26 protein-coding genes are annotated in these 26,924 nt (G+C 43.7%); 22 read left to right on the top strand and 4 right to left on the bottom strand.

The annotated features are described in order from the left end of the window. The first annotated feature begins 300 nt into the window (after positions 1–300). The 15 genes from KTR07_RS02505 to KTR07_RS02575 all read left to right on the top strand — a co-directional run bounded on the left by KTR07_RS02505 (position 301) and on the right by KTR07_RS02575 (position 16,352). Entirely contained in the window at positions 301–1,032 is a 732-nt protein-coding gene (locus KTR07_RS02505; RefSeq protein ID WP_008760036.1) for a type III pantothenate kinase, read from the top strand. Next, a complete protein-coding gene (locus KTR07_RS02510) occupies positions 1,019–2,314 on the top strand; it encodes an outer membrane protein transport protein (protein ID WP_048696825.1) in 1,296 nt (431 codons plus the stop codon). Before KTR07_RS02505 ends, KTR07_RS02510 begins: the two co-directional genes overlap by 14 nt. A gap of 57 nt (positions 2,315–2,371) precedes the next feature. After that, entirely contained in the window at positions 2,372–3,697 is a 1,326-nt protein-coding gene (locus tag KTR07_RS02515; RefSeq protein ID WP_008760038.1) for a hypothetical protein, read from the top strand. A 5-nt stretch (positions 3,698–3,702) separates the two neighbouring features. Continuing rightward, positions 3,703–4,356 (top strand): LPS export ABC transporter periplasmic protein LptC, encoded by a 654-nt coding sequence (lptC, locus tag KTR07_RS02520; protein ID WP_016268333.1) that lies wholly within the window; start codon positions 3,703–3,705, stop codon positions 4,354–4,356. A gap of 3 nt (positions 4,357–4,359) precedes the next feature. Next, positions 4,360–5,616: a hemolysin family protein gene (locus KTR07_RS02525; RefSeq protein WP_008760040.1), complete on the top strand. Its 1,257-nt coding sequence runs from the start codon at positions 4,360–4,362 to the stop codon at positions 5,614–5,616. Between the two features lie 119 nt (positions 5,617–5,735). Next, complete coding sequence (locus KTR07_RS02530) at positions 5,736–7,874, top strand: peptidylprolyl isomerase (protein ID WP_008760041.1); 2,139 nt, start codon at positions 5,736–5,738, stop codon at positions 7,872–7,874. A gap of 141 nt (positions 7,875–8,015) precedes the next feature. Next, positions 8,016–9,050: a 23S rRNA (adenine(2503)-C(2))-methyltransferase RlmN gene (gene rlmN / locus KTR07_RS02535; RefSeq protein WP_165938095.1), complete on the top strand. Its 1,035-nt coding sequence runs from the start codon at positions 8,016–8,018 to the stop codon at positions 9,048–9,050. Between the two features lie 17 nt (positions 9,051–9,067). Further along, positions 9,068–10,105: a DUF4837 family protein gene (locus KTR07_RS02540; RefSeq protein WP_048696819.1), complete on the top strand. Its 1,038-nt coding sequence runs from the start codon at positions 9,068–9,070 to the stop codon at positions 10,103–10,105. A gap of 4 nt (positions 10,106–10,109) precedes the next feature. After that, complete coding sequence (gene pdxA, locus KTR07_RS02545; protein ID WP_008760044.1) at positions 10,110–11,204, top strand: 4-hydroxythreonine-4-phosphate dehydrogenase PdxA; 1,095 nt, start codon at positions 10,110–10,112, stop codon at positions 11,202–11,204. Positions 11,205–11,327: 123 nt separating this feature from the next. Further along, a complete protein-coding gene (locus KTR07_RS02550; RefSeq protein ID WP_008760045.1) occupies positions 11,328–12,569 on the top strand; it encodes a sigma-54-dependent Fis family transcriptional regulator in 1,242 nt (413 codons plus the stop codon). After that, the gene (gene lptE, locus KTR07_RS02555; RefSeq protein WP_008760046.1) at positions 12,556–13,083 is read left to right on the top strand and encodes an LptE family protein; all 528 of its coding nucleotides are present in this window, start codon (positions 12,556–12,558) and stop codon (positions 13,081–13,083) included. Before KTR07_RS02550 ends, lptE begins: the two co-directional genes overlap by 14 nt. Positions 13,084–13,087: 4 nt before the next feature. After that, entirely contained in the window at positions 13,088–13,882 is a 795-nt protein-coding gene (locus KTR07_RS02560) for a hypothetical protein (protein WP_011109226.1), read from the top strand. A 6-nt stretch (positions 13,883–13,888) separates the two neighbouring features. Next, positions 13,889–14,284, top strand: a complete 396-nt coding sequence (gene secG, locus KTR07_RS02565) for a preprotein translocase subunit SecG (RefSeq protein ID WP_048696816.1) — start codon at positions 13,889–13,891, stop codon at positions 14,282–14,284. 290 nt (positions 14,285–14,574) lie between these two features. Next, complete coding sequence (locus tag KTR07_RS02570) at positions 14,575–15,963, top strand: MFS transporter (protein WP_011109228.1); 1,389 nt, start codon at positions 14,575–14,577, stop codon at positions 15,961–15,963. 44 nt (positions 15,964–16,007) lie between these two features. Continuing rightward, positions 16,008–16,352, top strand: a complete 345-nt coding sequence (locus tag KTR07_RS02575; RefSeq protein ID WP_008764539.1) for a PqqD family protein — start codon at positions 16,008–16,010, stop codon at positions 16,350–16,352. Positions 16,353–16,445: 93 nt separating this feature from the next. Here KTR07_RS02575 and KTR07_RS02580 read toward each other — a convergent pair whose 3' ends face one another. The 4 genes from KTR07_RS02580 to KTR07_RS02595 all read right to left on the bottom strand — a co-directional run bounded on the left by KTR07_RS02580 (position 16,446) and on the right by KTR07_RS02595 (position 20,762). Beyond that, positions 16,446–16,727 carry a hypothetical protein gene (locus KTR07_RS02580; RefSeq protein ID WP_008764541.1) on the bottom strand — a complete coding sequence of 94 codons (282 nt, stop codon included), beginning with the start codon at positions 16,725–16,727 and terminating at the stop codon, positions 16,446–16,448. A gap of 21 nt (positions 16,728–16,748) precedes the next feature. Beyond that, positions 16,749–17,813 carry a DUF4831 family protein gene (locus KTR07_RS02585; protein ID WP_117981139.1) on the bottom strand — a complete coding sequence of 355 codons (1,065 nt, stop codon included), beginning with the start codon at positions 17,811–17,813 and terminating at the stop codon, positions 16,749–16,751. A 73-nt stretch (positions 17,814–17,886) separates the two neighbouring features. Next, positions 17,887–19,398, bottom strand: a complete 1,512-nt coding sequence (locus KTR07_RS02590; protein ID WP_117981140.1) for an NAD(P)H-hydrate dehydratase — start codon at positions 19,396–19,398, stop codon at positions 17,887–17,889. Positions 19,399–19,928: 530 nt separating this feature from the next. Continuing rightward, on the bottom strand, positions 19,929–20,762 hold the full coding sequence (locus KTR07_RS02595; RefSeq protein WP_117981141.1) for a hypothetical protein: 834 nt from the start codon (positions 20,760–20,762) through the stop codon (positions 19,929–19,931). A gap of 272 nt (positions 20,763–21,034) precedes the next feature. Here KTR07_RS02595 and KTR07_RS02600 point away from each other — a divergent pair, with 272 nt between their 5' ends. The 7 genes from KTR07_RS02600 (at position 21,035) to KTR07_RS02630 (ending at position 26,915) form a co-directional block, all read left to right on the top strand. Beyond that, positions 21,035–21,259 (top strand): winged helix-turn-helix domain-containing protein, encoded by a 225-nt coding sequence (locus KTR07_RS02600; RefSeq protein WP_008760053.1) that lies wholly within the window; start codon positions 21,035–21,037, stop codon positions 21,257–21,259. A 193-nt stretch (positions 21,260–21,452) separates the two neighbouring features. Beyond that, entirely contained in the window at positions 21,453–22,997 is a 1,545-nt protein-coding gene (locus KTR07_RS02605; RefSeq protein WP_117981142.1) for a peptide MFS transporter, read from the top strand. Between the two features lie 41 nt (positions 22,998–23,038). After that, positions 23,039–23,575, top strand: a complete 537-nt coding sequence (hpt, locus tag KTR07_RS02610; protein ID WP_008760055.1) for a hypoxanthine phosphoribosyltransferase — start codon at positions 23,039–23,041, stop codon at positions 23,573–23,575. A 33-nt stretch (positions 23,576–23,608) separates the two neighbouring features. Further along, positions 23,609–24,178: an adenylate kinase gene (locus KTR07_RS02615; protein WP_117981143.1), complete on the top strand. Its 570-nt coding sequence runs from the start codon at positions 23,609–23,611 to the stop codon at positions 24,176–24,178. Between the two features lie 12 nt (positions 24,179–24,190). Beyond that, positions 24,191–25,357, top strand: coding sequence for a GTPase ObgE (gene obgE / locus KTR07_RS02620; RefSeq protein WP_011109231.1), 1,167 nt, complete (start codon positions 24,191–24,193; stop codon positions 25,355–25,357). Then, on the top strand, positions 25,354–26,166 hold the full coding sequence (gene pgeF / locus KTR07_RS02625) for a peptidoglycan editing factor PgeF (RefSeq protein WP_117981144.1): 813 nt from the start codon (positions 25,354–25,356) through the stop codon (positions 26,164–26,166). The genes obgE and pgeF overlap by 4 nt, the downstream gene beginning before the upstream one ends. Before the next feature lie 83 nt (positions 26,167–26,249). Beyond that, positions 26,250–26,915, top strand: a complete 666-nt coding sequence (locus KTR07_RS02630; protein WP_008760059.1) for a B3/4 domain-containing protein — start codon at positions 26,250–26,252, stop codon at positions 26,913–26,915. Positions 26,916–26,924: the final 9 nt, after the last annotated feature.

Genomic DNA, 26,924 nt, shown 5'->3' on the forward strand with positions numbered 1-26,924 from the left:
GTAAATAGAGCCTCTGTTTGGAGGAATTTTCATTACAAGAAAGTGAAACGCATAGCGGAACACTCTAAGTTGTTTGTAATTGGTTGATCTATAGTTGTTTATTGTGTTGTGAAAAATGTTCGTGAAACGCAGTGCGGAACCATAATAAAGAATAACTAATAAAACAATATATTTAAAAATATATAGTTCGATTTTTCTTTTTTTGGTGAGTCTTTGAAATGAAAAAAGAAGATAATTCCTTCTGTATGCTTCAACTTTTCTTTTTTTACTTTACCTTTGCGCCGCTAAAGACGAAAAGTATTGAACTTAATTATCGACATAGGAAATACGACAGCGAAAGTTGCCCTCTTCAATGGAAGTGAGATGGTGGAGGTGTTGACCGAATCCAATCAATCATTGGATAGCTTGGAGGCTCTTTGCTCCAAATACCGGATTGAGCGGGGGATTGTAGCTACTGTCGTCGATTTGAACGAACGGATACTTGCCGAACTGGCTGCTTTGCCGTTCCCTCTGTTATGGCTCAATCATGAGACTCCGCTGCCGGTAGGTAATCTGTACGAAACTCCCGAGACATTGGGATACGACCGGATAGCTGCCGTAGTGGGGGCCAACGAGCAGTTTCCTCATAATGACATCTTGGTCATTGATGCGGGCACTTGCATCACTTATGAGTTTATAGACTCGAAAGGACAATATCATGGCGGTAATATTTCTCCCGGCATGCAGATGCGCTATAAAGCGCTTCACCAGTTTACCGGACGCTTGCCGCTGATAGACTCCAACGGGCGCAAACTGCCGATGGGAAGGGATACGGAAACTGCCATCCGTGCAGGGGTGCTGAAAGGAATGGAATATGAAATTTCAGGTTATATTGAGGCTATGAAGCATAAATATCCTGAACTTTTGGTTTTTTTAACGGGCGGAGATGACTTTTCTTTTGATAGCAGCGTAAAAAGTGCCATCTTTGCAGATAGATTTTTAGTGTTGAAAGGATTAAATAGAATTTTAAACTATAATAATGGTAGGATTTAAACACACGATTTGGGCGCTTTTGCTCATGATGGTTACCGGAACGGCAATCGCTCAAAATAATACAAACTCTCCTTACACACGATATGGCTATGGCGACTTGTCCGATCAAAGTTTCGGAAATAGCAAGGCGATGGGTGGAATTGCTTTCGGACTCAGGGATGGAGCACAGATCAATCCAACGAATCCTGCTTCCTATACGGCCATTGATTCGTTGACGTTCCTGTTCGAAGGGGGTGTCAGTTTACAGAATATGAATATTAGTGGTGGTGGCCTGAAGTTGAATGCCAAAAACGCCAGTTTCGATTATCTCGCTATGCAGTTCCGGTTGGCTCCGTGGATGGCGATGAGTGTCGGATTGTTGCCATATTCTAATGTGGGGTATACGGTGTCTGATAGTCAGACTACGGACAATGGTTTGGCATATAGCAGAAGTTTTACCGGCGACGGTGGTTTGCATCAAATGTACGTTGGTGCTGGTGTAAAAGTACTTAAGAATCTCTCTGTCGGTGTGAATGCATCTTATTTTTGGGGAGATATAACCCGTACAAGAGGAATGTTCTATCCGGGAACATCTTCTTATGATTCCTATCAGCGAAAAATGGTAACCTCAATTTCTGATTATAAATTGGATTTCGGTGCACAATATACACAGGCTTTGACTAAAAAGAGTTCTTTGACGATTGGTGCTGTATATTCTCCTAAACATAAGTTGAATAATGATTATACGTCAATTGTGATCATGGGGGCATCTAGTTCAAGTTATGGAACTGAATATAAGGATGTATTGGATGCTACATTTGAATTACCCAATACATTTGGAGTCGGATTTACATATAACTATGACAAGCGTTTGACAGTTGGTGCAGATTATAGCTTACAGCAATGGTCAAAAACTAATTTTGGCGTAGTAACAAGTGACGAGAATGTACGTCAAGATTTTAATGAAACTTTCACTTATTGTGATCGTACAAAAATATCAGTAGGTGCGGAATACATTCCTAATTTGATAGGACGTTCCTATTTCGCCCACATAAAATACCGTTTAGGAGCTTATTATACGACGCCGTATTATAAGATTGATGGGAAAAAGGCTTCACGTGAATATGGTGTAACTGCCGGTTTCGGTCTGCCTGTTCCCCGTTCGCGTTCCATACTTAGTATCAGTGGACAGTTTGTCCGCGTAAAAGGACTGGAGACGAACATGGTGAATGAAAATATCTTCCGCGTGAGTATCGGGCTTACGTTCAACGAACGTTGGTTCTTCAAGCGTAGGGTAGAGTAATAAAAGTGAGAGAGAGAGAATAGACGATATTATATAAACAACTAAAATTTAGATACAATGAAAATTAAAACGCTTGTGGCTATGTTGTTCCTTTCGGCTGGAGCAACCACTGTGGTGGCACAGGATGCGTCTAACTGTAACTCAAACAGTAGTATTTCGCATGAGGCTGTGCGTGCAGGAAATTTTAAAGATGCGTATACTCCCTGGAAAGCTGTGTTGGAAAATTGTCCCACACTCCGTTTTTACACTTTTACTGACGGATATAAAATCCTTAAAGGCTTGATGGCTCAGATTAAGGATAAGAATAATCCTGAATATCAGAAGTATTTTGATGAATTGATGAATACGCATGATTTGCGTATGAAATACACAGAAGAATTCCTTGCAAAAGGAACTAAAGTGTCTTCTGCTGACGAAGCGCTGGGTATCAAGGCTGTAGACTATATTGCTTTGGCTCCGAAAGTAGACGCTAACCAAGCCTATCAATGGTTGAGCCAGTCTGTAAATGCAGTGAAAGGCGAATCGGCAGCTGCTACGCTTTTTTATTTTCTTCAGATGTCATTGGATAAACTGAAAGCTGATCCTAATCATAAAGAACAATTTATTCAGGATTATCTGCTTGCTTCAGAATATGCTGACGCTGCTATTGCTGCAGAAACTAATGAAGCAAAAAAGAAAAACTTTATGGGTATCAAAGATAACCTCGTGGCTTTGTTCGTAAACAGTGGTACTGCTGACTGCGAATCTCTGCAAAGTATCTATGGCCCGAAAGTAGAAGCTAACCAGACAGACTTGGCTTATCTGAAAAAAGTAATCGATATCATGAAAATGATGAGATGTACAGAAAGCGAAGCTTATTTGCAAGCATCTTTCTACGCTTATAAGATAGAGCCAACAGCTGAAGCTGCTACAGGATGTGCTTATCAGGCATTCAAGAAAGGTGATATTGATGGTGCTGTGAAGTTCTTTGACGAAGCAATCCAATTGGAAACTGACAACGTGAAGAAAGCAGAAAAGGCATATGCTGCTGCAGCTGTATTGGCTTCTGCTAAGAAATTGTCTCAAGCCAGATCATACTGTCAGAAAGCAATTAGCTTCAACGAGAACTATGGTGCTCCTTATATCCTGATTGCTAACTTGTATGCAATGAGTCCTAACTGGAGTGATGAGTCTGCATTGAATAAGTGTACTTACTTCGCTGTAATTGATAAACTGCAACGTGCAAAAGCTGTTGACCCAAGTGTGGCTGAAGAAGCAAACAAGTTGATTGGTACATATTCCGGTCATACTCCACAGGCTAAAGACCTATTTATGTTAGGTTACAAACAAGGCGACCGCATCACTATCGGTGGCTGGATCGGAGAGACTACAACGATTAGATAAAATTTATGTTGCGAAAACGAAGTAACCGTTTGTTGCATAAAAGCATAAGCATAACAATTGCCTTCGGGGCAATTGTTATGCTTCTTTCATTTTCTTCCTGCGGCGGTAAGAAGAAGACTGTAGGTGATGCTATTACTGAGCGTGACTCATTACCAATGATGAAAACGTTGGGAGTTACAACCCTTATTTCTGATTCGGGAGTGACACGTTATCGGGTGAAGACGGAAGAATGGTTGATGTTCGATCGTAAGAAGCCTTCTTATTGGGCTTTTGAAAAAGGAGTTTATTTGGAACAGTTCGACTCAATCTTTAATATTGAAGCCAGCATCAAAGCAGATACTGCCTACTTTTATGATAAACAACAACTTTGGAAGCTAATAGGGAATGTTGATATACAGAACCGGAAAGGAGAACGTTTTAATACCGAGTTGCTCTTTTGGAACCAAGCAACCAAGAAAGTTTATTCTGATAAATTTATACGTATCCAACAGCCGGACCGAGTCATTACCGGGCATGGTTTTGAGTCAAATCAAGATATGACCGTTTATGTCATTCAGAATATTGAGGGCATTTTCTATGTTGACGAAAATGGGGGAACTGCTCAACCGGAAGTAAAAGCATTGCCGCCGGATTCGACGAAAAAAGATTCTGTGAAATAAACTATGAATATTTATATCTCTTTACTCATCACTATGGCTTTCTCCGCTTTCTTCTCAGGAATGGAGATCGCGTTTGTCTCAGTAGATAAGTTGCGCTTTGAAATGGAACGTAAGGGAGGAATCACATCCCGTATTCTTTCCATCTTTTTCAAGAACTCGAACGAATTTATCTCTACCATGCTGGTAGGAAACAATATAGCATTGGTTATCTATGGTATATTGATGGCACAGATCATCGGTGATAATCTGTTGGCTGGTTTTATTGATAACCACTTTCTGATGGTGTTGGCGCAGACCGTCATCTCTACTCTGATTATTTTGGTGACTGGAGAGTTTCTTCCTAAAACATTGTTTAAGATCAATCCCAATCTGGTCTTGAATGTTGCCGCTATTCCGCTTTTTATTTGTTATGTCATTTTATATCCTGTCTCGAAGTTATCTTCCGGTTTGTCTTGCCTTTTTCTTCGTATATTCGGTATGAAGGTTAACAAAGATGCTTCGGACAAGGCTTTCGGAAAAGTCGATCTGGACTATTTCGTGCAGAGTAGCATCGATAATGCTGCGAATGAAGAAGAATTGGATACGGAAGTGAAAATCTTTCAAAATGCACTTGATTTCTCAAACATAAAAATACGTGACTGTATCGTTCCACGTACCGAAGTCGTTGCGGTCGACCTTACTACTTCGTTGGATGAACTCAAGAGCCGTTTTATAGAATCCGGGATCTCGAAGATCATTGTGTATGACGGAAATATCGATAATGTGGTCGGTTTTATCCATTCATCGGAAATGTTTCGTGATCCGAAAGACTGGCGCGATAACGTGAAAGACGTGCCGATCGTACCCGAAACGATGTCTGCCCACAAACTGATGAAGCTGTTTATGTTGCAAAAGAGGACGATTGCCGTGGTAGTGGATGAGTTTGGAGGTACATCCGGCATTGTGTCGTTGGAAGACTTGGTAGAAGAAATATTTGGTGATATAGAAGATGAACATGACAATACTTCCTATATCTGCAAGAAGATTGACGAAGATGAATATGTTTTGTCGGCTCGTCTGGAGATAGAAAAAGTCAATGAAATGTTCGGACTTGATCTGCCCGAATCGGACGACTATCTGACAGTAGGCGGATTGATACTGAACCAATATCAGAGCTTCCCGAAACTGCACGAATTGGTACGTGTCGGCCGTTATCAGTTTAAAATAATCAAGGTGACAGCGACAAAAATAGAACTTGTACGCTTAAAAGTCATGGAATAATGGCGATAACCGTGAAATTTTTAGCTAATAAATAGAAGCATATTAGCATTTTTTGTATCTTCGTGCGCTAAAATGACAATAGAAAGAAATAATAATAAACATAAATCGTATTAATCAAAATGGCAACATTACAAAACATTAGGTCGAAAGGACCTCTATTGGTGATTGTTATCGGTTTGGCGCTGTTTGCTTTCATCGCGGGTGACGCGTGGAAGGTGATGCAACCGCACCAGGCACATGACGTAGGTGAGGTGAACGGAGATGCTCTTTCCGCTCAAGAGTATCAGAATCTGGTAGAAGAATATACCGAAGTGATAAAACTCTCCCGTGGAGTGACTGCACTGAACGACGAACAGACCAATCAGGTGCGCGACGAAGTATGGCGTTCCTACGTTAATAACAAACTGGTTGAGAAAGAAGCAAAAGCATTGGGACTGACAGTTTCTGCTGCTGAAATTCAGGATATCCTGAAAGCAGGCGTGCATCCGTTGTTGCAACAGACTCCTTTCCGCAACCCGCAGACCGGTGCTTTCGATAAGGATATGCTCAATAAGTTCCTGGTAGATTACGCTAAAATGAACGAATCTCAGATGCCGGCTCAGTATGCAGAACAGTACAACAACATGTACAAATACTGGTCATTCATCCAGAAGACATTGGTTCAGAGCCGCCTGGCAGAAAAATATCAGGCATTGGTAGCAAAAGCGCTTCTCTCTAATCCGGTAGAAGCACAGGACGCTTTCGACGCAAGAGTGAATCAATATGACTTGTTGATGGCTGCCGTTCCTTATTCTTCTGTAGTAGATTCTACAATCGTTGTGAAAGAATCGGAACTGAAAGACCTTTATAACAAGAAGAAAGAACAGTTCAAGCAATATCAGGAAAGCCGTGATATCAAGTACATTGATGTTCAGGTGACTGCAAGTGCGGAAGACAGAGCTGCTATCCAGCAGGAAGTAGACGAAGCTACTGCACAGTTGGCTACTACAACAGATGACTATACTTCTTTTATCCGCTCTGTAGGCTCGGAAGCTCCTTATGTAGACTTGTTCTATAATAAAACAGCTTTCCCGTCAGATGTAGTTGCCCGTCTGGACTCTGCATCCGTTGGTTCTGTTTATGGTCCGTACTATAATGGTGCCGACAATACTATTAATTCATTCAAAGTGGTTGCAAAAACAGCTGCTGCCGACTCAATCGAGTTCCGTCAGATTCAGGTGTTTGCAGAAGACGCTTTGAAGACAAAAGCCTTGGCGGACAGTATCTATACTGCTATCAAAGGCGGTGCTAACTTCGCAGATCTGGCTAAGAAATACGGTCAGACGGGTGAGACTAACTGGATGAGCTCTGCACAGTATGAAGGCGCACAGATCGATGGTGACAACCTGAAGTTTATCTCTGCTATCAATAATACAGGCGTGAACGAAGTAGTAAACCTGCCGTTGGGACAAGCTAATGTAATCCTGCAGGTGACTAACAAGAAAGCTGTGAAGGATAAATATAAAGTAGCTGTTGTGAAACGTGAAGTTGAATTCAGCAAAGAAACTTATAACCGTGCTTACAATGACTTCAGCCAGTTCATCGCTGCCAATCCTACTGCTGAAAAGATGATCGCTAACGCTGAAGAAGCCGGATACAAACTGCTTGACAGAAGAGACTTGTATAGCTCAGAACACACTATCGGTGGTGTAAGAGGTACTAAAGAAGCATTGAGATGGGCGTTTGCCGCTAAACCGGGTGATGTTTCCGGTTTGTATGAATGTGGCGAAAGCGACCATATGGTTGCAGTAGCTCTGGTTGGTGTTACTCCGGAAGGATATCGTCCGCTGAAAGCTGTACAGGATCAGTTGAGAGCTGAAATCGTTAAAGATAAGAAAGCCGAAAAGATCATGGCTGATATGAAAGCTGCCAATGCAACTTCTCTCGACCAGTACAAGGCTATGCCCGGTGCAGTCAGCGATTCTTTGAAGCTGGTTACATTTGCCGCTCCCGCTTATGTCTCTGAATTGCGCAGCAGCGAACCGCTGGTAGGTGCTTATGCTTCTGTGGCTGAAATGAACAAACTGAGTGCTCCAATCAAAGGTAATGCCGGTGTATTTGTGCTTCAGATGTATGGCAAAGACAAACTGAGCGATACTTTTAACGCTAAAGATGAAGAAGCTACATTGGCTAATATGCACGCACGCTTCGCAAGCCGTCTGATGAACGACCTGTATCTGAAAGGAAAAGTGAAGGATACACGTTACCTGTTCTTCTAAGATTAGTCGTAAAAACGATAACTGCAAAAGGTCGTTCCATGCTTTGGAACGACCTTTTTTGCTAACTTTTACATCCTTGCTATACGGAAATCGACTTTATTTCCTTACATTTGCAAATATAAACCATGAACAGAAAGAATGATGTCTAAATATCCCCTCTTAGGAATGACGCTTATGGAGCTGCAGTCACTGGTGAAACGTCTGGGAATGCCGGGCTTTGCAGCCAAACAGATTGCATCCTGGCTTTATGATAAGAAGGTGACTTCGATTGATGAAATGACTAACTTGTCGTTGAAATACCGGGAGTTACTGAAGCAGAACTATGAGGTAGGAGCTGAAGCTCCGGTGGAGGAAATGCGCTCTGTAGACGGTACGGTGAAATACCTGTACCCTGTGGGCGAGAATCATTTTGTGGAGTCGGTGTATATTCCGGATGATGAACGGGCGACTTTATGCATTTCTTCGCAGGTAGGCTGCAAAATGAACTGCAAGTTCTGTATGACCGGGAAACAAGGCTACTCTGCCAACCTGACCGCCCATCAGATTATCAATCAGATTCACTCCTTGCCGGAACGGGACAAACTGACGAATGTCGTCATGATGGGAATGGGCGAACCGCTCGATAATCTGGAAGAGGTGTTGAAGGCATTGGACATACTGACAGGGTCCTATGGTTATGCATGGAGCCCGAAGCGGATTACCGTTTCAACTGTCGGATTGCGGAAAGGATTGCGGCGCTTTATCGAAGAAAGCGACTGTCACCTTGCCATCAGCCTGCATTCTCCGGTGACCGCCCAGCGTGCGGAACTGATGCCGGCGGAGAAAGCCTTTTCTATCACGGAAATGGTGGAACTGTTAAAAAACTATGATTTTAGCAAACAGCGTCGACTTTCGTTTGAATATATTGTTTTTAAGGGGCTTAATGATTCGCAAGTTTATGCCAAGGAGTTACTCAAACTGCTTCGCGGACTGGATTGCCGGATGAACCTGATTCGTTTCCATTCTATTCCGGGAGTAGCCCTTGAAGGAGCCGATATGGATACGATGACCCGTTTCCGTGACTATCTGACTACGCACGGGCTTTTCACTACCATTCGTGCTTCGCGGGGAGAGGATATTTTTGCGGCATGCGGTATGCTGTCGACTGTGAAACAGGAGGAAAATAATAAAAGTTAATATAAAAATCGAACATCATGAAAAAGTACTTTTTTTATTTAAGCATGGCTCTGGTAGCCTTCGTAGTTGCTTCTTGTGGATTAAAGGGGAATCATACCTCTAGCGGTCGTCCGTATGAACTGTTGGTTGTAGTAGATGCGGGAGTGTGGGACCGTGCCGCCGGAAGGGCCTTGCATGATGTGCTTGATTCTGACATGCCGGGACTGCCCCAGTCGGAACCTTCTTTCCGGATTATGTATACTTCACCGAAGGACTATGATTCTACGCTGAAGTTGATCCGTAATATTGTGATAGTAGATATAAAAGATATTTATACCAAAGGTACTTTCAAGTATGCGAAAGACGTTTATGCTTCTCCACAGATGATACTGACCATTCAGGCTCCGAACGAAGAAGTGTTTGAGAAGTTTGTCGAAGAAAACAAGCAGACGATTATCGACTTCTTCACTCGCGCTGAAATGAACCGTCAGATTACTTTGCTGGAGGAAAAGCACAACAACTTTATCTCAAATAAGGTAGATAGTCTGTTTGACTGCGATATCTGGATACCTTCCGAACTGAATAACTCCAAGACAGGAGAGGACTTCTTTTGGGCATCTACCAATACAGGCAGCGCGGATCGCAATTTCGTGATGTATTCTTATCCTTATACTGACAAGGATACATTCACCAAAGAATACTTTGTTCATAAGCGCGATTCTGTGATGAAAGCCAATATCCCCGGATATAAAGAAGGCGTATATATGTCGACAGACTCGTTACTGACCGATGTTCGTCCGATCAACGTGCACAATGACTACACGATGGAAGCTCGTGGATTGTGGCGCATGAAGGGTGACTTCATGGGTGGCCCGTTCGTTTCCCATACTCGTCTGGATCAGAAGAACCAACGTATTATTACAGCAGAAATATTTGTATATTCACCCGATAAAATGAAACGCAATCTGGTTCGCCAGATGGAAGCATCTCTTTATACGCTGAAACTTCCGCAAGAAGCTCAGCAGAGTCAGATTCCACTGGGGGTAACCAGAGAAGCGGAACCAACTAATAAATAAAAACATGGAAGAAAACAAAATAAGAATCGGCATTACCCAAGGAGATATCAACGGGGTAGGTTATGAAGTGATCTTGAAGACATTCTCAGACCCTACCATGCTTGAGCTATGTACTCCGATTATCTACGGTTCACCTAAAGTAGCGGCTTACCATCGTAAAGCACTGGATGTACAGGCTAATTTCAGCATTGTCAACACAGCTTCCGAAGCCGGATACAACCGTCTGAGTGTAGTGAACTGTACAGATGACGAAGTGAAAGTGGAATTCTCCAAACCCGATCCCGAAGCAGGTAAGGCTGCATTGGGTGCTTTGGAGCGTGCCATAGAAGAGTATCGTGAGGGGCTGATCGACGTCATTGTGACAGCTCCGATCAACAAACATACCATTCAGTCGGAAGAGTTCTCTTTCCCCGGTCATACGGAGTATATTGAAGAACGTCTGGGCAATGGAAACAAGTCACTGATGATCCTGATGAAAAACGATTTTCGTGTGGCTTTAGTAACGACGCATATTCCGGTAAGGGAGATTGCTACAACAATCACCAAGGAACTGATTCAGGAAAAGCTGATGATTTTCCATCGTTGTCTGAAACAGGATTTCGGTATCGGTGCGCCCCGTATTGCAGTGCTTTCACTGAATCCTCATGCAGGAGACGGCGGACTGCTAGGTATGGAAGAACAGGAAATCATTATCCCTGCCATGAAAGAAATGGAAGAGAAAGGGATCATTTGTTACGGCCCTTATGCTGCGGACGGTTTTATGGGTTCGGGCAATTATACTCACTTTGACGGAATCCTTGCTATGTATCATGATCAGGGACTGGCTCCGTTCAAAGCCCTGGCTATGGAAGACGGTGTGAACTATACCGCCGGACTGCCGGTTGTACGTACCTCTCCGGCTCATGGAACAGCCTATGACATCGCCGGTAAAGGACTGGCCAGCGAAGACTCTTTCCGTCAGGCTATTTATGTAGCGATTGATGTATTCCGCAACCGCCAGCGCGAGAAAGCGGCACGGGTAAACCCGTTGCGGAAGCAGTATTACGAGAAACGGGACGATAGTGATAAACTAAAACTGGATACAGTAGACGAAGATTAAGTAATAGGTATTAAGTAATAAGTATTAAGTATTAGCCATGCGGATGGAAGCGAGATGATAATGATGGTAATACTTAATACTTATTACTTAATACTTATTACCTATTACTTAATATTAAGATAGATGACCAAAGCGGAGATACAACAAGTGAAACAGCGTTTCGGTATTATTGGCAATACCGAGGCTTTATCACGTGCCATAGATGTTGCCATTCAGGTAGCGCCTACCGATTTGTCTGTGCTGATTACCGGAGAAAGTGGTGTCGGAAAAGAAAGTTTTCCACAGATCATTCATCAATATAGCCGGAGAAAGCATGGGCAGTATATTGCTGTCAACTGTGGTGCCATACCGGAAGGTACGATCGATTCCGAACTGTTCGGACACGAGAAAGGAGCATTTACCGGTGCTATTGGTGAGCGGAAAGGATATTTTGGAGAAGCTGACGGTGGAACTATCTTCCTTGATGAAGTGGGAGAGTTGCCGTTGCCTACACAGGCGCGTCTGCTCCGTGTACTTGAAAGCGGTGAATTTATCAAGGTAGGTTCATCCAAAGTACAAAAGACGGATGTACGTATTGTGGCAGCTACCAACGTGAACCTGACACAAGCCATTGCCGAAGGACGCTTCCGGGAAGATTTGTATTATCGGTTGAACACGGTGCCTATTCAGATACCACCTTTGCGTGAGCGTGGAGATGATGTGCTGTTGTTGTTCCGTAAGTTTGCCGCAGACTTTGCCGAAAAGTACCGGATGCCGGCTATCCAGCTGACGGAAGATGCCAAGAAGATATTGCTTGCTTATCCGTGGCCGGGAAACGTCCGGCAGTTGAAGAACATCACAGAGCAGATTTCGATTATAGAAACAAACCGTGAGATAACGGCTGCGATTCTGCAGACCTATCTTCCGGCACAGAATACCCAACGCCTTCCGGCACTGTTCGGCACACGCGAGAGCAAGAGCTTTGAGAGCGAACGCGAAATACTATATTCTGTCTTGTTCGATATGCGTCAGGAAGTGGCGGAACTGAAGAAGATGGTGCACAATATGATGGCTGAACGTGCGGGACAAGTCGGACAGATGGGACAGGTAGTAGCTACTCCGGTAGTGACAACGACGCACCAACCTTCCGTGCCGGCCATTATCCATGCTGTGCAGCAACCGTCTGTTTGTCCCAAAGAAGACGATGACGATATTCAGGACACGGAAGAATATGTAGAAGAAACCCTTTCGCTCGATGAAGTGGAAAAAGAAATGATACGTAAAGCGCTTGAGAGGCATCATGGTAAGCGGAAAAGTGCGGCGAAGGATCTGAATATCTCCGAGCGTACCCTTTACAGAAAAATAAAAGAATATGAATTGGATTAAGAAAATAGCACGACCGCTGATATTGGTTGTTTTACCGGCAGTCATCATCGCCTGTAGTGTGTCCTATAAGTTTAATGGCTCCTCTATCAATTACGATAAGGTGAAGACTATTTCGATTGCTGATTTCCCGATTAAGTCGGAGTATGTGTATGCTCCGCTGGCTACCAAGTTCAATGAAGACCTGAAAGATATCTTCATCAGACAGACCCGTCTGCAACTGCTGAAACCGAACCAGAATGCGGATCTGCAGATTGACGGTGAAATTACGGGCTACAACCAGTATAACCAGGCAGTGTCTGCCGATGGTTACTCTTCGGAAACGAAGCTGACCATCACGGTCAATGTACGCTTTGTCAACAACACAAATCACGCCGAAGACTTCGAACAACAATTCTCAGCTTTCCGTACCTATGATTCCAGCCAGCTGCTGACGGCCGTACAGGATGGATTAATAGCGGAAATGAGTAAAGAGATAACCGACCAAATATTTAATGCAACTGTAGCAAACTGGTAATTTAATGACTTCTGTTAACTTGCAACAATGGATTCAGCATCCCGAGACGCTGAATAGGGATACTTTGTACGAACTGCGCAACCAGCTCGCGAGGTATCCGTATTTTCAGTCGCTCCGGTTGTTGTATCTCAAGAACCTGTATATTCTCCACGACATTAATTTCGGTGCGGAACTGCGGAAAGCCGTTCTGTATATTGCCGACCGACGGAAACTGTTTCATCTGATCGAAGGCGAACGCTTCGCTGTCGAATCCCAGAAGAAAGGGTTGCCTCTCTCTGAAGTATTGAAAGATGAGCCTACCGTCGACCGGACACTGGCTCTGATCGATGCTTTCCTTTCGACGGCTCCCGAAGAAGTAACCAGTCAGACAAGCTTTGATTACTCTATGGACTATACGGCATACCTTCTCGAAGAGACACCTGTCGCCGACGAGCCGGCAGAGGCAATGCCCAAGCTGAAAGGACACGAGCTGATTGACAACTTTATCGAAAAAAGCGAGACTGATCCAGTCGTATACCTGAAACCTTTGAGGGAAGAAGAGAAAGCAAAGGCAGCTTCTTCCGCTGAAACAAACGAAACGGGCAGAACAGACGAAACAACTGAAACCAACACCATAGAAGAGGAAGATGACAGCTGTTTCACAGAAACTTTGGCCAAAATCTACGTAAAACAGCAACGATATTCGAAAGCTCTTGAAATAATTAAAAAATTAAGCTTGAAATATCCAAAAAAAAATGCTTACTTTGCAGACCAAATCAGATTTTTGGAGAAATTGATTATTAACGCTAATTCAAAATAACTAAAAATGTACTTATTATTCATTATCTTAATGGTGATTGCAGCCTTGCTGATGTGCTTCATCGTGCTGATTCAGAATTCAAAAGGAGGCGGACTTGCTTCTGGTTTTTCTTCATCAAACGCTATCATGGGCGTGCGCAAGACTACAGATTTTCTGGAAAAAGCAACTTGGGGTCTGGCTATCTTCATGGTTGTGATGAGCGTTGCTACTGCTTACGTTGTTCCTTCTTCTTCTGCGGCTAAAGATGTATTGTTGGAACAAGCACAGAAAGAACAACAAACCAACCCGTATAATATGCCTACCGGTACTGCTGCTCCTCAGACAGATGCTACTGCTCCTGCAGAGTCTGCACCAGCAACGGAAGCTTCGGCTACTGAAACTCCTGCTCCTGCAGCAGAATAATTCAGTGACAGGATATTCGGTTTAAACTTATTGAGTGAACGGGCTTTTTGACCCGTTCTCTTCATTATAGGCGCGAATTACGCGAATTACAAGAGATTCTAATAGAATCGTGTAATACGTGTAGTTCGCGCCTGTCTTTATTATTGGGCCCGGTCTGCTCTTCTTCATACAGGAATATCCGGTCAGATGTCCTTTTTCTTATAAAATGTTCTCCTTTTTTAGTAAAACAAATGATAATTAGTTAACTTTGTTGCCCGTTACGAGATTATTAACTCCTTTTAAATATTACAATGACAGAACAATTGAAACAAAAGCTGAATGACTCCGCAGTGCTGCGTTGGAGTGTTCTAGCATTAGTCGCTTTTACCATGTTGTGCGGCTACTTCCTCACAGACGTTATGTCTCCTCTGAAACCCATGCTTGAAAAAGAACTTCTCTGGGACAGTTTAGATTACGGTTTTTTCACCAGTGCTTATGGCTGGTTTAATGTATTCCTGCTGATGCTCATCTTTGGTGGTATCATTCTGGATAAGATGGGAGTACGCTTCACCGGAATGGGTGCCTGTTTATTGATGGTGTTCGGTTGTGGATTGAAATATTATGCTATTACTACTACTTTCCCGGAAGGTGCGATGCTTTTCGGATTCAAGATGCAAGTCACATTGGCTGCATTGGGTTATGCTATTTTCGGTGTAGGAGTCGAAATTGCGGGTATCACCGTTTCGAAGATTATCGTGAAGTGGTTTAAAGGCAAAGAGATGGCTCTCGCTATGGGACTGGAAATGGCGACCGCGCGTATTGGAACGACTTTGGCCATGGTGCTTACCGTTCCTTTGGCAGACTTCTTCGGGTCTACGGATGAGAGCGGCGTATTCCATACCAATATTCCCGCTCCTATTCTGTTCTGTCTCGTCATGTTGTGCGTAGGTACCATCGCATTCTTCATCTATACTTTCTACGATAAGAAACTGGATGCTTCACTGGATGCGGAAGGACTGGAACCGGAAGAACCTTTCCGCATGAAAGACATTGTCTATATCATTACCAACAAAGGATTCTGGCTGATCGCATTACTGTGCGTATTGTTCTATTCGGCTGTATTCCCCTTCATCAAGTATGCGGCCGATTTGATGGTACAGAAGTACAATGTTGATCCGAAACTTGCGGGAACGATTCCCGGATTGCTGCCGATTGGCGCGATCATCCTGACACCGTTGTTCGGTTCATTATATGACCGTATCGGTAAGGGAGCCACGCTGATGGTGATCGGGTCGGTGATGCTGATTTTCGTACACACGATGTTCGCTCTTCCTATTCTGAATATATGGTGGTTTGCAACGGTGATCATGATTATTCTGGGATTTGCTTTCTCATTGGTTCCTTCGGCAATGTGGCCTTCGGTTCCGAAGATTATTCCGGAGAAACAGTTGGGAACGGCTTATGCGTTGATCTTTTGGGTACAGAACTGGGGATTGATGGGCGTGCCTTTGCTGATCGGATGGGTGTTGAATTCTTATTGCAAAGGTCCGGTTGTAGATGGTGCACAGACTTATGATTATACTTTGCCGATGGCTATTTTTGCTATGTTCGGTGTACTTGCCCTGATTGTTGCCTTGATGCTGAAAGTGGAAAACAAGAAGAAAGGCTACGGACTGGAAGAAGCAAATATTCAGAAATAATCACAGTATATATTCTATCTGAAAAGATATAAAAGAGAAAAGATATGGCTACGAAAGAGAAAATAAACCTCCTGGAGGTGATCCCTTGTCGTAACGAACATATTAAAGCTGAACAGGAAGGGGAGACTATTGTGCTCTCCTTCCCTCGTTTTAAACGTTCGTGGATGAGTCGTTATTTATTGCCGAAAGGAATGTCCAAAGATATTCATGTGCGTCTGGAAGAACACGGTACGGCCGTATGGAACCTGATAGACGGCCAGCGGACGGTTCGTGAGATTATAGAAAAACTCGCAGACCACTTTCAGCATGAAGCAGGCTACGAGTCTCGTGTATCTACCTATCTTTCCCAATTACAGAAAGACGGATTTATTAAATGGATAATTGATTAATGGATAATTGATAATGGAAAATGGATAATGAGGTTGAGCAGCTGGAATATTATCCCATACGTTCATTATCCATTATCAATTTTCCATTATCCATTAAAAAAAGATTGCCCACAGGAGGACAGCACATCCTATCAGTACGCCCATAATGATGAGCGTTCCCCATACGAAATAGCTGTTATCTTTTTCTTTTTTCTTTTCCGAATCCTTGATGATGCGTTCCATCTCTTCCGGAGTCGTATCCGGCAGAAGATAAGGGTCGTTGTTTCTTCTAAGTCGCCCTAACTTGTCATTTCTCCGTTCACGGCGTAAGCGGGAGGCTTCTTTGCCGTCTTTCAGCCGACGTATCATGTCGAGCATATGTCCTTCGCCACCCATCGTTTTGTTTTTTTAGAGGTTTTATTTGCTTTCTTCTCTATCTACTTTCAGTAGTCCACCGGTCACCGGATCAAAGTAAACTTTGATGGTCGAGTTCTTGTTGAATAATACCGGAGCAAGGTATTCTATGATACCGAACTGAGTAACAGGTATTTCTCCTTCATACAATTTCTTTTTGCCGTCCGTCAGCGTCACCATTGCCTGTCCCGGTACGTTATAAGCAATGCCTTCCATCTCTTTCTTCTTTTTTCCGTCCTCTTGCGGAATCTTCACCGTTTTCAGGTCTTTCAGACTGATGTAGAATGGAGTGCCTGCCAAATCGTTGTTGGCAACTATACCCAGCTTCTTTGAAAAGCGGAAAGCTACCTCATTGTCGAACTCTTTATCCGGAGTGAGGCGGACAGTAAATGTCTTTTCTTCTTTATCGCGGACTCCCGAGAACATTTCGGTCATAGCCTCTTCCTGAAGATTCAGGTTGTCGAGCATGATTTTGAGCTGTGCGCCGTCCGATGGCATATTATCTGCTTGTCCGCGTAATAATGCGTTTTTACTTTCGCGGATATTATAGATTTCCTTTGCTACCAGTTCGGCCATCTTGGCGGTAGAACTTGCCATCAGAATTTCTTCTGTGAGGAAGTCGCGGGGATTGGCTTTTCGTTGGGGGACAACGGTATTGTTTGCTGCATTCTTTGCATTGTTACTACTGTAGGGGACGTTGATAGATTTGATAAGACCCTCTTCAGTCAGTTCCATAAGAGGAGCTACGGTTTTGTCTTTCAGTTTGACGAAATAAGTGGCTTCGCTGTTTGGTACACCTACAGGCTTCACCTTGACGCTGTTCAATTCCCAGTATTCTTCGGGTTCGGCAGAGACGTTGGTTAGTCTCAGGTAGCGGTCGGCATATTTGCTGAATTCACCCGGCTTATAGTTGACTTTGTTTGCTTTTATTTCTATTTCTATCTGGGTTTTGGGGAGGGCGTACACTACTCCGTAGTCTTTTCCTCGCGTCACTCCTGTCAACACTTCGGTCTGCGCATAGGCGGAAGTTGCCATTAGTAGTCCTGTTGCTATGATTAACTTTTTCATATTCGGTTCTTTTTAGCTGATTTTGAAAAACAAAGTTAATGAAGTTATTGAATAAACCGTAAGTTCTTAACTTTTATTCGCTTACAAGTCGCCATGCCGTCGGCAGACAGGTCACGATATCACTTGCGATTAATCCGATCATGCCCTGCTTTTTCTGGGCGATGTCTCCGGCCAATCCGTGAATGTAAGTACCGATCTTTGCGGCATCTTCGGCAGGATAGCCTTGCGCAAGGAGTGCAAGGATTACTCCTGTCAGTACATCTCCGCTGCCTCCTGTTGCCATACCGGGATTACCGGTCTGGTTGAAGTAACATTTGCCTTCGGGGGTGATAATGGCGGAATAAGCTCCCTTCAGAATGATATGTACTTTGGCAGTGTGAGCTAGTTCGCAGGCTTTCATGAGTCGTTCGTATGAGTCCTGACATTTGCCGACCAGGCGTTCCAGCTCTTTCGGGTGAGGGGTGAGGATGGAACCTTTCGGCAGATGGGTAAGCGTATGCCGGTGATTGGCCAGAATATTGAGTGCGTCGGCATCCAGTACCGTCGGAGTTTGGCAATGTTCCAGTTGTTCTATCAAGGCAGCTTCCGTTTCTTCGCTGCGACCGAGTCCCGGACCGATGCCGACAGCTTGATAATCATCCGTATCGGTAGGTACGGCAAAGCAAGTTTCGCTGGCATCTGTTTCTACCATGGCTTCGGGGGCGGACGTTTGCAGAATATCGTTGTTGCATAACGGCGCGTGTACGGTCAGCAGACCTACTCCCGAGCGCAGACAGGCACGGGCGGCCAGTACCGATGCACCTGCCATTCCTTTCGAACCGGCTATCAACAGGGCATGTCCGAAGTTTCCTTTATGGGCGAATTGCTGGCGTGGTTTGATCAGCGAACGGATTTCTTCGATTTCCAGCATTTCGTAGTTTGTTTCAGTCTCTTCGATTCCTTCTTCGCTCAGCTGGATGTCCAATAACTCCCATTCGCCAACAAATTCTGTGTTTTCGGCGAAGAGGAAGGCCAGTTTAGGAAGTTGCAGGCTGAAAGTGACGTCCGCACGGATAATATTGCTTTTTACATTGAATGTATTTTCTTCTCCCATCAGTCCGGAAGGAATGTCGATGGAGACTACCATGGCGGGAGAGGCATTGATATATTTCACGACGGCAGCGAATCCTCCGCTCAATGGTTTGTTGAGTCCGGAACCGAATAATCCGTCAATCACGAGATGCTCCGATGTCAGTGTGGGGGGGACGAACTGGGTGCTTATTTCATGGAAAGTTACTTCTTCCATCATCTCTACCAGTTCTTTGTTGGTCTGACAGTCGGGCGAAAGTTCGCCTTTCGTGTTGAAGAGATATACTTCGATCTTGTATCCTTTTTCTGCCATCATACGGGCGACGGCGAGGGCGTCTCCGCCATTATTGCCCGGTCCGGCAAAGATGGTGACAGGTGTTTCCGGATTCCATCTGTTGGTGATGGCTTTAGTCAGCGCCTGTGCGGCACGCTCCATTAAATCTATGGATGCAATCGGTTCATGTTCAATGGTATAGGCATCTAACTTCTTAATGCTGCTGCTTGGAAATATTTTCATTGCGATATTCTTTTAGTTTTCGACGCACAAACTTACACAAAAACTCTGAATTAATCCTTTATTCCGGTTGGTTTTCGGCTTTTTGGGAAGGAACTTCAGGTATTAATACTTGAGTTGTCAGGTATTAATAGTTGATGTGTTAGTTATTAATAGTTGAGAAGTCAGATATTAATGGTTGTTATGGTAGATATCAATGCTTGTTATGATGGCTTTCAATGCTTGTAACGCAGTATAACAAGCATTGTTATCTCATTTACTTTTACTCTCTCCGGAGAACATTCATGGCTGTTTGTTAACCTTCCCATGCGTGTTTCTACTACTGTATATTCCTCCGGTTCACCTCTTTCACCCGCAATCGCCTTATTCATCGAAGGTTCAGGAAAAGGGTGGAAGAGGTGATTGTGATAAATATGCTATGGGCATATTCCAATTAGCTAATAGCTTATTGTTTTTTGCTAAATCTAATGGGGAGTTTGCTCATATAATAAATACTCTATTCACTCTGCTAAAGAAGAAGATTAGTGTAGTTCTCATTCTGCTATTTGAATCAGATATGCATTTTCCAGCGCAAGGTAATCTTGTTTGTACTGTGCGGTTAAATCTCTGACAAAACAGTACTGAATTAACGGATGAGCATTCATTCTTGTATCCAGGAACTGCAGAAAGTTCTTGGTAATATAGAAAGTATCAATAACTTTGCCATTATCTTCCTTAATTGTTATTCGGTAATACTCACGCAATTTGTATTCACCTTTGATGGGAATGGCGTTTTCTTCATTCAGCACTATATGTTCTTTTTCAAAGTTGCCTGTTTTCATGTTATTATCTGAATAATACAAATCTACTGTTCCTTTGCTGTCTTCCGCATTCATAAAAGTAAATACATATTTATTAATCGGATATGAATTGCCCACTTTGTTCATTAATTCAATGTGTTCTTCAGATGTAAGCTCGTCTCCCTTCACAATGACTTTTGCTGTAAACGCCTTATGAGTAAGAGTACGATATTTTACAACGACAGACAGTATATACATATTATTCGAGCTGTCTTCTATCTTGATGGATGCGCGTCCTATTTCCTTTGCCTTCAATGTTAAACTTCCGTTGTGGTAGTTTACTTGTACCACTTTCTCATTCTCATTGGTCACTTTGTAAGTTCCGTCTCCACCCTTGATAAAGAGTGGTGTCGTTTCTTTGCTGAACGGAGTCAGTGTGTAAGAACGGCTCTCGTTGTCGAACTTAATTTGAGGATCTTCATATTCCAGAGTGATTGGAGAAAAGTTGTCATCATTGTCATTACAGCTTACGAGGCAAATAATACAAAGAAATAACGAAAGTATTCCTGTTAGTTTTTTGGTAGTCATGCTAGTTAAAGTTTTAAATGTATGATATTAGTTTAGTTCTCGTCTGCAAACTTATGAAAAAGAATTGAACTGTTTCTTTATTTGTGCTATTTTTTAGCAGAGATCGGCATAAATGATTAGAATGTAACTAATAATAGCAGCTAATGTCTTGATTATTTGCTTTTTTCGAAAAAAATGATATCTTTGTAGTGCAGTAATGTGCTTTACGTTATTCTCCTGTGCTCACAATGTTTAGATTATAAATATAAATTGTTTAATCTTCTAAAGTTTGCATGATGGAAAAGAAAAGAATTGGCTCAAATGCCGGGAAAGTATGGCGCATCTTAAATGAAAAGGGCGAACAGTCTATGTTCACTTTGTGCCATGAGTTAGGTTTGACGTTCGAGGATGTAGCGATTGCTATCGGCTGGTTGGCAAGGGAAAACAAAATCCTGCTTAGAAAAAAAGAAGGAATGCTCTATGCCAGTATTGAGAATGTTGAATTTACTTTTGGATAAATGGCGACTGACCCACATTTAAGGAGAATATCCACTTGATTATTTACACTGTTGAAAACTTAATAAGGTGGGTAACTGAGACTTCTTGCATGCCATCCTGTATTTTTCTATTCCATAAGAATCTTCTTTTTTGAGGCATTTAATCTACTTTTTAGTACCTTTGCACCCCATAAACTACTAAACACATAATTTCATGAGTTCATTGAAAGGGCATCCGAAAGGCCTTTACCTAATTTTCGCAACGAGCACGGCAGAACGTTTCAGTTACTACGGTATGCGTGCCATCTTTATCCTCTTTCTGACGCAGGCATTGCTTTTTGATAAAGAAGCGGCAGCCTCTATCTACGGTAGCTATACCGGACTGGTCTATCTGACTCCGTTGATCGGCGGATACATTGCCGATAAATATTGGGGCATCCGTCGTTCGGTGTTTTGGGGAGCGGTGATGATGGCAGTCGGTCAGTTCCTGATGTTTATGAGTGCCTCTTCACTAAACAATACAAACCTTGCCCACTGGCTGATGTATGGCGGACTCGGATTTATGATTTTAGGTAACGGTTGCTTTAAGCCTACCGTTTCTTCGCTTGTCGGGCAATTATATGAACCGGGGGATAAACGGTTGGATGCTGCATACACCATTTTCTATATGGGTGTTAATGTCGGTTCTTTCGCTGCTCCTTTGATTTGCGGTTTCTTGGGAGACACAGGGAATCCGCAGGACTTTAAATGGGGATTCCTCGCATCTGGAATCATGACGCTGTTCACTGTTGTCCTCTTTGAAACTCAGAAGAATAAATACCTTTTCTCTCCTTCCGGTGAACCGATTGGTATCGTCCCCGACGCCAGACGTGAAAAAAAGGAAGATAAAGCCGAACATATTTCACATCCGAAGATGGACAAACGTACCAAAGTACGTAATATCATCATCATTACTGCTCTTACAGTTGCTTTAATAGCCTTTTTTAGTTATGCCTTTAGCGATGACTGGATTAGTGTGGGCATCTTTACGGCTTGTATTGTCTTTCCAGTGCTCATTCTGCTGGATGGTTCATTGACCAAAGTAGAACGCAGCCGTATTTTCGTAATCTATATCGTAGCTTTCTTCGTCATTTTCTTCTGGGCAGCTTACGAGCAGGCAGGAGCTTCTCTGACATTATTCGCTTCCGAACAGACTGACCGCAGCATTTTTGGTTGGGAGATGCCGGCTTCGTGGTTCCAGTCATTCAATCCGCTTTTCGTGGTGATCCTTGCCTATATTATGCCCGGTATATGGGGCTTTCTGAATAAGCGAAACATGGAACCGGCTTCCCCTACCAAGCAGGCAATCGGTCTGTTGTTGCTTTCTCTTGGTTATCTCTTCATCTGTTTTGGAGTGAAAGATGCTATTCCGGGAGTAAAGGTGAGCATGATCTGGCTGACAGGACTTTACTTTATTCATACAATGGGAGAAATCGCTCTGTCACCTATCGGGCTTTCTATGGTTAATAAGTTGAGTCCGTTACGTTTCGCCTCCTTGATGATGGGGATTTGGTATCTTTCTACTGCCACCGCAAATAAATTTGCAGGTATGTTGAGCGGTCTCTATCCCGAAGACGGAAAAGTGAAATCAATCCTTGGTTATCAGATTGCTACCATGTACGACTTCTTCATGCTGTTCGTCATTATGTCCGGTGTTGCCTCACTGATTCTGTTCCTTCTCTCGAAGAAATTACAGAAGATGATGCACGGGGTAGAATAAAAAATTGTATTTTTGCGACAACTTTTTTAAAATGACCGGTTATGGATACCATACAGATAAAAGACAAGCAATTTACTGTTTCCATTAAGGAACAGGATATTCAAAAAGAAGTGATTCGCGTAGCGAACGAAATCAATCGTGATTTGGCAGGTAAGAATCCGCTCTTCCTCAGTGTGTTGAACGGCTCGTTCATGTTTACCGCCGACTTGCTGAAGCATATCACGATTCCGTGCGAAATTTCATTCGTGAAGTTGGCATCTTATCAGGGGGTGACTTCCACCGGAGTAATTAAAGAAGTGATCGGGCTGAATGAAGACATTGCCGGACGTACGGTAGTGATCGTGGAAGATATTGTAGATACCGGACTGACGATGCAGCGTCTGCTGGATACACTGGGCACACGCAATCCCGAAGCGATTCATATCGCCTCTTTGCTGGTGAAACCGGAAAAGCTGAAGGTCAATCTGAACATAGAATACGTAGCGATGGAAATCCCGAACGATTTTATCGTTGGCTACGGATTGGATTATGATGGTTTCGGACGCAATTATCCCGATATTTATACTGTAGTAGATTAAATTCAAATACAAATTAATTTATAGGTTAAAAAGATGTTGAACATTGTAATTTTCGGTGCTCCGGGTTCAGGAAAAGGAACGCAGAGCGAACGTATTGTAGAAAAGTATGGAATCAACCACATCTCGACAGGAGATGTATTGCGTGCAGAAATCAAGAACGGCACGGAGCTGGGCAAAACTGCTAAAGGTTACATCGACCAGGGTCAGTTGATTCCGGATGAATTGATGATTGATATTCTGGCAAGCGTATTCGATAGCTTCAAAGACAGTAAAGGTGTAATTTTCGACGGTTTCCCAAGAACAATTGCACAGGCGGAAGCATTAAAGAAAATGTTGGCGGAAAGAGGACAGGATGTTTCTGTAATGTTGGATCTCGAAGTTCCGGAAGAAGAACTGATGGTACGTCTGATCAAACGTGGCAAAGACTCCGGTCGTGCTGACGACAACGAAGAAACAATCAAAAAACGTCTGCATGTATATCATTCACAGACATCTCCGCTGATCGACTGGTACAAGAACGAAAAGAAATACCAGCACATCAACGGTCTGGGTACTATGGATGGTATCTTCGCTGATATCTGCGAAGCGGTAGACAAATTATAATAAATAAAAAATATGGCTGAATCGAATTTTGTTGATTACGTAAAGATATACTGTCGCTCAGGCAAGGGCGGAAGAGGCTCTACGCACATGAGGCGCGAGAAATATTGTCCTAACGGAGGTCCCGATGGGGGCGATGGTGGAAGAGGAGGCCATATTATCTTGCGCGGTAACCGTAATTACTGGACATTGCTTCACTTGAAGTATGACCGTCATGCGATGGCAGGTCATGGCGAATCGGGCAGCAAGAACCGTAGTTTTGGAAAAGACGGTGCGGATAAAGTGATCGAAGTACCCTGCGGAACGGTAGTGTATAACGCCGAAACCGGAGAATACCTTTGCGATGTGACGGACGACGGACAGGAAGTGATCTTGCTGAAAGGCGGTCGTGGCGGTCAGGGCAACAGTCATTTCAAGACGGCTACCCGTCAGGCTCCGCGCTTTGCGCAGCCGGGCGAACCGATGCAGGAAATGACGGTGATCATGGAGCTGAAGCTGTTGGCAGATGTAGGACTGGTAGGTTTCCCGAATGCGGGAAAGTCTACGTTACTTTCTGCCATTTCGGCTGCGAAACCGAAGATTGCCGATTACCCGTTTACGACACTCGAACCGAATCTGGGAATTGTTTCCTATCGCGATGGAAAGTCATTCGTGATGGCGGACATACCGGGCATCATCGAGGGAGCCAGTCAGGGAAAAGGATTGGGACTGCGGTTTCTGCGTCATATCGAGCGTAACTCGTTGCTGTTGTTCATGGTTCCGGCGGATAGCGATGATATCCGCAAGGAGTATGAAGTATTGCTGAATGAGTTGCGTACGTTCAATCCCGAAATGCTGGACAAACAACGTGTGCTGGCTATCACGAAGAGCGATATGCTCGATCAGGAGCTGATGGACGAGATTGAACCGACATTGCCCGAGGGTGTTCCGCATATATTCATTTCTTCTGTTTCCGGTTTGGGAATCTCAGTGTTGAAAGACATTCTGTGGGAGGAACTGAACAAGGAAAGTAATAAGATAGAAGACATTGTTCACCGTCCGAAAGACGTGACCCGTTTGCAGCAGGAACTCAAGGACATGGGCGAGGATGAAGAACTCGACTATGAATATGAGGAAGACGCTGACGACGAAGACGATGATCTCGACTATGAATACGAAGAAGAGGATTGGGAGGAAAAATGATTTCAATCACAAGAGATAAAAGAATGTTGGGGTATGAGTCGTTAAGCTCATACTCCAACATTTCTCATTTTGTAACTACCCGGCAGGGAGGGTGCAGCGAAGGAAATTATGCGTCATTCAACTGTACGCCTTACAGTGGAGACGAGGCGGAAAAGGTCCGGCGGAATCAGACGCTTCTGATGGAAGGAATGTCGCAGATACCCGAAGAACTGGTGATTCCTGTGCAGACTCATGAGACGAATTGTCTGCTGATCGGGGATGCTTATTTATCGGCTTCGTCTCAACAACGACAGGAGATGCTGCACGGAGTGGACGCTTTGATTACCCGCGAGCCGGGATATTGCCTTTGCATTTCTACTGCAGATTGTGTGCCTGTGCTGGTATATGATAAGAAACATGGCGCCATAGCCGCCATTCATGCCGGATGGAGAGGGACGGTAGCGTACATCGTACGTGATACTTTGTTGCGGATGGAAAAAGAGTTTGGCACAAGTGGAGAAGATGTGGTGGCCTGTATCGGTCCGAGTATCTCATTGGCTTCTTTTGAAGTGGGTGAGGAAGTGTACGAAGCATTTCAGAAGAATGGTTTTGATATGCCCCGTATTTCTATCAGGAAAGAGGAAACCGGAAAACATCATATCGACTTGTGGGAAGCGAACCGGATGCAAATCCTTGCTTTCGGTGTGCCGTCCGAACAGGTGGAGCTTGCCCGGATATGTACGTATATTCATCACGACGAGTTTTTCTCGGCAAGGCGTTTGGGCATTAAGTCCGGACGGATTCTGTCGGGGATCATGATTCATAAATAATAGCTTTGAACATAGATTGACATAAATAAGCGCATAGGTTGGAATAGACTTGAACGTAAGTTGATATAAACTTGAATAAAAGTATGTTTGAAATAAAAGTATCTCAGGAAATAAAGAATGCCTGTCCGGTTTTTGCCGGAGCAGCCGTATATGCAGCAGTGAAGAATACTGCTTACTGCGATGGACTTTGGAAAGAAATAAATACTTTCACAGAAGACTTGACTACTACCACCCAAATGGCAGACATTAAGTTGCAACCTGTGATTGCTGCTACCCGTGAGGCTTATAAGCGTTGTGGCAAAGATCCGGGGCGTTACCGTCCGTCGGCAGAAGCGCTGCGCCGTCGCCTGATGCGTGGCATCCCTTTGTATCAGATTGATACTTTGGTTGACCTTATCAATCTGGTTTCTCTCCGTACCGGACATTCTATCGGTGGCTTCGATGCGGATAAGATACAGGGTAACCATCTTGAACTTGGCATTGGCAAAGCGGAAGAACCTTTCGAAGGTATCGGCCGGGGCATTTTGAACATTGAAGGATTGCCGGTGTACAGAGATTCTTTTGGAGGAATCGGGACACCGACAAGCGACCACGAACGTACGAAGATGGATGTCGGGACTACTCATATTCTCGCGATAGTCAACGGGTATAACGGAAAAGAGGGATTAAAGGAAGCTGCTGAAATGATTCAATCCTTACTGAGGGATTATGCCGGATCGGATGGCGGCGAGCTTATCTATTTTGAATAATAAAGGAAT

It is taken from the genome of Bacteroides sp. MSK.20.82 (assembly GCF_019052485.1).
GTDB lineage: Bacteria > Bacteroidota > Bacteroidia > Bacteroidales > Bacteroidaceae > Bacteroides > Bacteroides thetaiotaomicron.